Annotated in this window: 9 protein-coding genes; 3 read left to right on the forward strand and 6 right to left on the reverse strand. The window is 72.8% G+C overall.

Features of this window, described 5'->3' with window-relative positions:
* The 6 genes from H5J33_RS16405 to H5J33_RS16430 all read right to left on the reverse strand — a co-directional run.
* A partial coding sequence (locus H5J33_RS16405; protein WP_181795648.1) for a HAMP domain-containing sensor histidine kinase occupies positions 1 to 1,460 on the reverse strand: 1,460 nt, incomplete at its 3' end.
* Positions 1,457 to 2,191, reverse strand: a complete 735-nt coding sequence (locus H5J33_RS16410; RefSeq protein WP_181795649.1) for a response regulator transcription factor — start codon at positions 2,189 to 2,191, stop codon at positions 1,457 to 1,459. The genes H5J33_RS16405 and H5J33_RS16410, both read right to left, overlap by 4 nt.
* A gap of 90 nt (positions 2,192 to 2,281) precedes the next feature.
* Positions 2,282 to 2,509 (reverse strand): hypothetical protein, encoded by a 228-nt coding sequence (locus tag H5J33_RS16415; protein ID WP_181795650.1) that lies wholly within the window; start codon positions 2,507 to 2,509, stop codon positions 2,282 to 2,284.
* Between the two features lie 46 nt (positions 2,510 to 2,555).
* Positions 2,556 to 3,548, reverse strand: coding sequence for a S1C family serine protease (locus H5J33_RS16420; protein WP_181795651.1), 993 nt, complete (start codon positions 3,546 to 3,548; stop codon positions 2,556 to 2,558).
* Between the two features lie 109 nt (positions 3,549 to 3,657).
* The gene (locus H5J33_RS16425; RefSeq protein WP_181795652.1) at positions 3,658 to 4,680 is read right to left on the reverse strand and encodes a LacI family DNA-binding transcriptional regulator; all 1,023 of its coding nucleotides are present in this window, start codon (positions 4,678 to 4,680) and stop codon (positions 3,658 to 3,660) included.
* Between the two features lie 84 nt (positions 4,681 to 4,764).
* Positions 4,765 to 5,544: a response regulator transcription factor gene (locus H5J33_RS16430; RefSeq protein WP_181795653.1), complete on the reverse strand. Its 780-nt coding sequence runs from the start codon at positions 5,542 to 5,544 to the stop codon at positions 4,765 to 4,767.
* 183 nt (positions 5,545 to 5,727) lie between these two features.
* Here H5J33_RS16430 and H5J33_RS16435 point away from each other — a divergent pair, with 183 nt between their 5' ends.
* From H5J33_RS16435 to H5J33_RS16445, 3 genes are all read left to right on the forward strand, one after another.
* A complete protein-coding gene (locus tag H5J33_RS16435; RefSeq protein ID WP_181795654.1) occupies positions 5,728 to 6,591 on the forward strand; it encodes an alpha/beta hydrolase in 864 nt (287 codons plus the stop codon).
* Positions 6,592 to 6,647: 56 nt separating this feature from the next.
* Positions 6,648 to 6,902, forward strand: a complete 255-nt coding sequence (locus tag H5J33_RS16440) for a MoaD/ThiS family protein (RefSeq protein ID WP_030612461.1) — start codon at positions 6,648 to 6,650, stop codon at positions 6,900 to 6,902.
* Positions 6,903 to 6,904: 2 nt separating this feature from the next.
* Positions 6,905 to 7,845 (forward strand): hypothetical protein (locus H5J33_RS16445; RefSeq protein WP_181795655.1); only part of this gene is annotated, 941 nt, incomplete at its 3' end.

Raw genomic sequence — 7,845 nt, forward strand, 5'->3', positions numbered from 1 at the left:
CCCGAAGTTTCAGCCCGTGGGGCCTCCGGTGGCGGGGTCGGCGCGCCCGGCAGACGGACCGTGGCCACCGTGCCGGTGCCCTCGGCGCGGGCCAGGGTGACCTCGCCGCCCGCCTGCTGGACCGTACGGGCCACGATGGACAGGCCGAGGCCCGAGCCGGGAAGGGCGCGGGCGCTGGGGGAGCGCCAGAACCGGTCGAAGACGTGCGGGAGTTCGTGCTCGGGGATGCCGGGGCCGTGGTCGCGGACGGTCAGCACGCCCTCGTGCAGCGCCACCTCGACCGTGCCGCCCTCGGGGCTGAACTTCACCGCGTTGTCCAGGATGTTGACCACGGCCCGCTCCAGCGCGGACGGCTCCGCCCGTACGTACCAGGGCTCCAGGTCGGCGGTGATCGTCAGCTCCGGACCGCGCAGCCGGGCCCGGCGCAGCGCCGCCTCCACGGTGTCCCGGAAGGAGACCACCTGGAGCCGCTCGCCGCGCTGCCCCTCCGAGCGGGACAGCTCCTGGAGGTCGCCGATCAGCGCGGCCAGCTCCGTCATCTGCGCCTTCACCGAGGCGAGCAGCGCCTTGCGGTCCTGCGGCGGCAGCGGCCGGCCCGTCTCCTCGCTGCGGGTCAGCAGCTCGATGTTGGTGCGCAGCGACGTCAGGGGCGTGCGCAGTTCATGGCCGGCGTCGGCGATCAGCTGCTGCTGGAGGTCCCGGGAACTGGCCAGCGAGGCGGTCATCGAGTTGAACGACCGGGACAGCCGGGCCACCTCGTCCTCGCTGTCCTCCTCCACCGGGATGCGCACGCTCAGGTCCTCGGTGCGGGCCACGTGCTCCACGGCCTCCGTGAGCCGGTCCACCGGCCGCAGTCCGACCCGCGCCACCGCGAGGCCCGCCGCGCCGGCGCCGAGCACCCCGACGGCCGACACCAGCAGCAGGATCAGCGCGAGGTCGTTGAGGTTCTGCTGGGTGCTCTTGAGCGGCATGGCGATGAGCACGCCCACGTTGGGCCCGCGCTCCCCGGTCGAGGACGCGGTGGCCAGCAGCGGCCGGGTGAGCACCCGTACGTCGTTGCCCTCGCTGTCGGTGCCGTTGCGGAAGTAGAGCGTGCCGACGTCCAGGTGCCGGATCTCCGACTTGTCGGCCTGCGTGACGTCGATCTTCGCCGAGGCGCCGCCGAACAGGCAGACCTTGCCGTCCTCCGTGACCACCTGGGAGTACCGGTCCCGGAACGGGTTGTCGGAGGGCGGGGTGTCGGTGCAGCGGGCGAGGGCCAGCAGCACCTGGTCGGGCTGCGTGGTGTTCTTCAGGGACTTGCGAAGGTCGTCGTCCACCTGGTCGTACAGCTTGCGTTCCACGATGAACCAGCAGGTCATCGACACCGCGGCCACCGCGAACGCCACCGCCGCCGCGACCAGCACCGCCAGCCGTGCCCGGATCGGCAGCGCCCGGTACCGGCGCAGCACGCGTTTCACTCGGCGCCGCCCTGCCTGAGGACGTACCCCACGCCCCGCACGGTGTGCACCAGGCGCGGCTCGCCGCCCGCCTCGGTCTTGCGGCGCAGGTACATCACGTACACGTCCAGCGAGTTGGAGGACGGCTCGAAGTCGAAGCCCCACACCGCCTTCAGGATCTGCTCCCGGGTGAGCACCTGGCGCGGATGGGCCATGAACATCTCCAGCAGGGTGAACTCGGTGCGGGTCAGCTCCACCGGCCGCTCGCCCCGGGTCACCTCCCGGGTGGCCAGGTTCATCCGCAGGTCGGCGAAGGTGAGCGCCTCGTCCTGGCGGGCCTCGGCGGACACGCCCGCCGCGTAGGAGCTGCGGCGCAGCAGTGCCCGGATCCGGGCGAACAGCTCGTCCAGCTCGAACGGCTTGACCAGGTAGTCGTCGGCGCCCGCGTCCAGGCCGGTCACCCGGTCGCCGACCGTGTCGCGGGCGGTGAGCATCAGGATGGGGGTGGTGTCCCCCGCGCCCCGGATGCGGCGGGCCGCCGTCAGGCCGTCCATGCGGGGCATCTGGATGTCGAGCACGACCAGGTCCGGCCGGTAGGCGCCCGCCTTGTCCAGGGCGTCCGCCCCGTCGACGGCGACCTCGGTGTCGTACCCCTCGAAGGCCAGGCTGCGCTGCAGGGCCTCGCGCACGGCCGGTTCGTCGTCGACGATCAGGATGCGCTGGGGGTCACGGTCGCCTTCGGCGGGGCTCATCGCTGGCGGTTCCTCGGGGTGCGGTGGGACGGTTGCGGACGTCTCTCAGCGTGCCACGGGTCGCGGGCCGGTGAGGGACGCGCGGGCCGGTCAGGCCCGGACCGTGCTCAGCCGGTGCAGCGGGACCTTGCGGCGGTGCCGGCGGACGGCGGAGGTGCGCAGGCCCATCAGCTGCGGGACCGGGGTCACGGCCCGGGTCGCCACCTCGGGGGCGCGGGGCGCCGGAACGGGGACATGCAGCTCGGACACGATGGACAGGGCCAGGGTGAGGCCGGCGGGGCCGCGTTCGGCCATGCGGTGCGGAACGTGCTTGATCATGACCTGCTCCTTGCTGACTCGTGCGCCGGCTGGGCGCGTGAGTGGTCTAGCTGGTGCTGGTGCCGCCCGACCGCAGCGCGGCCAGGTCGGACTTGACGGTGTTGACCGGGATGGCGAAGCCGAGGCCGATGCTGCCCGCGTCCGAGGACGAGGACGCCTGCGAACCGGAGGAGTACATCGCGGAGTTGATCCCGATGACCCGGCCGCTCGCGTCGATCAGCGCACCGCCGGAGTTGCCGGGGTTCAGGGACGCGTCGGTCTGGATCGCCTTGTAGGTGGTGGTGGACGAGCCGGTGTCGCCGTTGAACTCGCGGCCGCCGAACCGGAACGGCCACTGGTCGTCGCCGCCCTGGTCCTGGCCCTGGTTCTCGTCGGTGGAGACGGTGACGTCCCGGTCCAGGGCGGAGACGATGCCGCTGGTCACGGTGCCGGTCAGGCCCTCGGGGGAGCCGATGGCCACGACCGGGTCGCCGACCCGCACGGCGTCGGAGTTCCCGAGCGCCGCCGCCTTCAGGTCCTTGGCGCCCCGCACCTTGATCAGCGCGAGGTCCTTGGAGCTGTCGGTGCCGAGCACCTCGGCGGTGTAGCTCTTGCCGTCGCTGGTGCGCACCCTCACCGAGGAGGCGCCGGAGACGACGTGGTTGTTGGTGACGATCTCCCCGTCCGAGCCGATGATCACGCCGGAGCCGGTGGAGGAGCCGCCCGCGAGGGTCGCGTTGATCTCGACCACGCTCGGGCTGACCGCGGCGGCGATCGCGGCGACGTCACCCCGCTTGCTCGTCGGTACCGCGGGGGCGCCGACGGCGGTGGCGGCGTCCTTGCCGGTCAGCTCCTGCACGGTGTAGGCCGTGCCGCCGCCGACCGCCGCCGCCACGATCGCGACGGCCGCGAGCAGGGCCACCGGTCCGCGCCCGCGCTTCTTCCCCGGCTCCGGCGGCGTCCCCGGCCGGTACGGCGGCGGGGGCGGCCACTCGGCGTGCGCGGGGGAGACGGGGGAGGAAGAGTACGGCTGCTCGTAAGTGCCCTGGCTCTCGGTCATGACACAAGACTCCCCCGCGACCATGAGAGCTTCCTGAGTGCACGCTGAGAAGCCCGGCAGAACCGTGTTTGCCCGATATAAAGACGGGGACCGGCGCGGGTGCCGCGGGCTACACGCACCCGCAGCTCGTACGCACCACCAACCGTGACGGGAACGTCTTCAGCCGCTCCCGGCGCGATCCCGCCACCCGCAGCCCGTCGTCCAGCACCAGGTCGACCGCCGCCCGGGCCATCGCCGACCGGTCGGAGGCCACCGTGGTCAGCGGCGGGTCGGCGAGCGCGGCCTCCTTGATGTCGTCGAACCCGGCCACCCCCAGCTCCCCGGGCACGTCGATGCGCAGCTCGCGCGCGGCCCGCAGCAGGCCGATCGCCTGGTCGTCGGTGGAGCAGAAGATCGCCGGCGGGCGCCGGGGCCCGGAGAGGACGTCCAGGGCGACGCGATAGGCGTCGTAGCGGTTGTACGGCGCCTCGAACAGCCGACCCTCGATCGGCAGCCCGGCCTCCGCCATGGCCCGCTTCCAGCCCTCGACGTGGTCGGAGACCGGGTCGCCGACGGCCGGCGTCTCGGCCGTACCGCCCATGCAGGCCACGTACTCGTACCCGTGCTCCAGCAGGTGGCGCACCGCGAGCTGGGCGCCGCCGAGGTCGTCCGTCACCACGGCCACGTCGTCGATGGCCTCCGGCCGCTCGTGCAGCAGCACCACCCGGGCGTCCCAGGCGTCGATCTCGGCGGCGGCGAGGTCGTTCAGCGCGTGCGAGACGAGGATCAGGCCCGAGACGCGCATCCCGAGGAAGGCGCGCAGATAGTGCACCTCGCGCTCGCCGATGTAGTCGGTGTTGCCGACCAGCACCATCTTCCCGCGCTCGGACGCGGCCTGTTCCACCGCGTGCGCCATCTCGCCGAAGAACGGCTGGCGGGCGTCCGGGATGATCAGCCCTATGAGGTCGGTGCGCCGGGACGCCATGGCCTGCGCCACCCGGTCGGGCCGGTACCCCAGTTCCTTGATCGCGGCGAGGACGCGCTCGCGCGTGGCCGGGGCGACCGGCCGGGGTCCGTTGTTGATGACATAACTGACGACGGCGGTGGAGGTCCCAGCCAGCCGTGCCACGTCATCCCGAGTCACCTTGGCCACGCGCGGAGTCTACGCGGATTGACCCCTCCTGGGCAGGGCGTATCACCGGGCGGACCAGGCCGGACCGGGCGGTGCCGGGGGCGGTCAGGCGTCCAGGTGCACCTCGGCGCCGGCCGGCACGGCGGTTGCGTCCGCATCTTCCGCCTTTGCCCGGGCCGGCCTGCCCTTGGCCTCCTCGGCGGACCGGTCGCTCTTCTCGGGGGTAACGAATCGATAACCCACGTTGCGTACGGTGCCGATCAGCGACTCGTGTTCCGGGCCGAGCTTGGCCCGCAGCCGCCGTACGTGCACGTCGACGGTCCGGGTGCCGCCGAAGTAGTCGTAGCCCCACACCTCCTGGAGCAGCTGGGCGCGGGTGAAGACCCGGCCGGGGTGCTGCGCGAGGTATTTGAGCAGCTCGAACTCCTTGAAGGTCAGGTCCAGGACCCGGCCCTTGAGCTTGGCGGAGTAGGTGGCCTCGTCCACGGACAGGTCGCCGTTGCGGATCTCCATCGGCGAGTCGTCGTTGACGAGCTGCTGGCGGCCCATGGCGAGGCGCAGCCGGGCCTCGACCTCCGCGGGACCGGCGGTGTCGAGCAGGACGTCGTCGATGCCCCAGTCGGCGGTGACGGCGGCGAGACCGCCCTCGGTGACGACGAGGACCAGCGGACAGCCGGGGCCGGTGGAGCGCAGCAGCTGGCACAGGCTGCGCACCTGGGGCAGGTCGCGGCGGCCGTCGACGAGGATGACGTCGGCACCCGGCGTGTCGACCAGCGCCGGGCCCTCCGCCGGGGCCACCCGCACGTTGTGCAGGAGCAGGCCGAGCGCGGGCAGCACTTCTGTCGACGGTTGAAGGGCGTTGGTCAGGAGCAGCAGAGAACTCATACGTCTGGTTCCTCCTCGGTCCCTGCGAGGACGCTGTGCGGACGGGCACTGCTCTGCGATCCCGAAGGCCCCGTACACACGCGGGGACCCCGGGGGATTCCCGCTCGTATACAACGCTTCCGAAAGCACAAAAGGACCCGGGGGCTACGCTGCCCGAGTCCTCTGCCCAGCAGAATAGCCCACATGACCAACCGACCGGCAGGTGATGCGGCCCGTTCCACGGATCGTCCGGAATGCGAGACGACCGGAAGTGGCCAGGTGCGAACGTTTCTCCGCACGGCAGACGGTGTGCCGGTCGAATCCGTATACGATCCCGGCGCCGGTGCCGTATACGAAGGCTTTGCCGGCCCTTTGGGAGTCCCTTCCGGGGCCTGCCGTGATCTCGCGTTCGTCATCGCGCACGGTTTCACCGGAGACGTGGACCGGCCGCACGTCCGCCGGGTGGCCGGCGTGCTGCGCGGCCACGGCGCGGTCGTCACCTTCTCCTTCCGCGGCCACGGACGCTCCGGCGGCCGGTCCACCGTCGGTGACAAGGAGGTGCTGGACCTCGTCGCCGCCGTGGAGTGGGCCCGCCGCCTCGGGCACGCGCGCGTGGTGACCGTCGGCTTCTCCATGGGCGGCTCGGTGGTCCTGCGGCACGCGGCGCTGTGTCCCGGCACGGTGGACGCCGTGGTCTCGGTGAGCTCGCCGGCCCGCTGGTACTACCGGGGCACGGCCCCGATGCGCCGGCTGCACTGGCTGGTCACCCGCCCCGCGGGCCGCCTGGTCGGCCGCTACGGCCTGCGCACCCGCATCCACCACCGCGACTGGGACCCCGTCCCGCTCTCCCCGGTGCGGGCCGCCTCGCGGATCGCCCCGACGCCGCTGCTCATCGTGCACGGCGACCGCGACGGCTACTTCCCGCTCGACCACCCCCGGATGCTCGCCGAGGCGGCCGGCGGCCACGGCGAGCTGTGGATCGAGGCGGGCATGGGCCACGCCGAGCACGCGGCGGACGACGCCCTGGTGGCGCGGATCGCAGACTGGGCGGTGTCGGCGGCGGGCTAGCCTGGCTCACACTGTCTTTGACTTTTTCTTGTTCTTGCCGTCGATTGAGGATTCAGATGCCCAAGGTCACGGTGCGCTACTGGGCCGCCGCCAAGGCCGCGGCCGAGGTCGCCGAGGAGCCGTACGAGGCGGACACGCTGGCCGGCGCGCTGGCCGCCGTCCGCGAGCGCCACCCCGGCGAACTCACCCGCGTGCTCCAGCGTTGCTCCTTCCTCGTCGACGGCGACCCCGTCGGGACCCGCGCGCATGAGACGGTACGGCTGGCCGAGGGCGGCACGGTCGAGGTGCTCCCGCCGTTCGCAGGAGGGTGAGCATGACCGAGCAGCCGTACCAGAGCGGCCCCCACCAGGGCTACGACCCCTATCAGCAGCCCCCGCAGCAGTGGCCCGGACACGAGCGGCACCCCGGGCACGAGCAGGCTTACGGCCACGACCCGGAGCTGACCCAGCAGTGGCAGGGCCAGACCTGGGAGACCCAGACGCACGCGGCGGTGCCGGCGCAGGAGACGTCGTACCTGCCGCGGCAGGAGCAGCAGGGGTACCAGCAGCAGGAGTACTACCAGGACCCCGGCTACCAGCAGCCACATCAGTCCCAGCAGCCCCAGCAGTACGCCGACCCGTACGCGGGTGCGTATGAAGGGGCGCCGCACACCGGGGCTCATACGGGTTCGTACCCCGGTTCGTACGAGGGGGCGTACGCGCCGGCGCGGGAACACCAGCCGGCTCCCGCCCCGGCACCGGCCGCCTCCGTACCCGCCGCGGCCGACTCCGCCGACCCCTCCGACGAGCCCGCCTACGGCCCCGCCACCCTCGCCGGGAACGCGCGGATCACCGACGCCCAGCGGGCCCGCCTGGAGGGCCGGTCCCCGATCATCGAGCCCGGCATGCAGCCGGCGGCGCTCACCGCCCTGCTGGGCCTGCTGCTGGCCGCGGCGGCGCCCATCGCGTCGTACGCCCTGGTGGCACCGCTGGTGGTGCTCCAGGCGGTGACGGCCGCGGGCTGGTTCCGGCTGAACGGCATGTGGCCCGCCCGGCAGGGCATCGCGCTGGCCTTCGCGGGCGCGCTGACGGCCGACGTGGCGCTCCTGGCGGCCGGCCGCGACCACGCCCTGGTGGCCATCCTCGGCCCGCTCGGCCTGTGGGTCCTGCTCTCCCTCGTGCTCCAGCTGCGCTCGCACGCCTCGCCGGACGAGCGGATGTACGGCCTGATGGCGACGGTGGTCTCGGCCGCCCTCGCGGTGCTGGCCACCGGCTA

Origin of the sequence: Streptomyces sp. WELS2 (genome assembly GCF_013870595.1) — a bacterium.
In the GTDB taxonomy this organism is placed as follows: Bacteria; Actinomycetota; Actinomycetes; order Streptomycetales; family Streptomycetaceae; genus Streptomyces.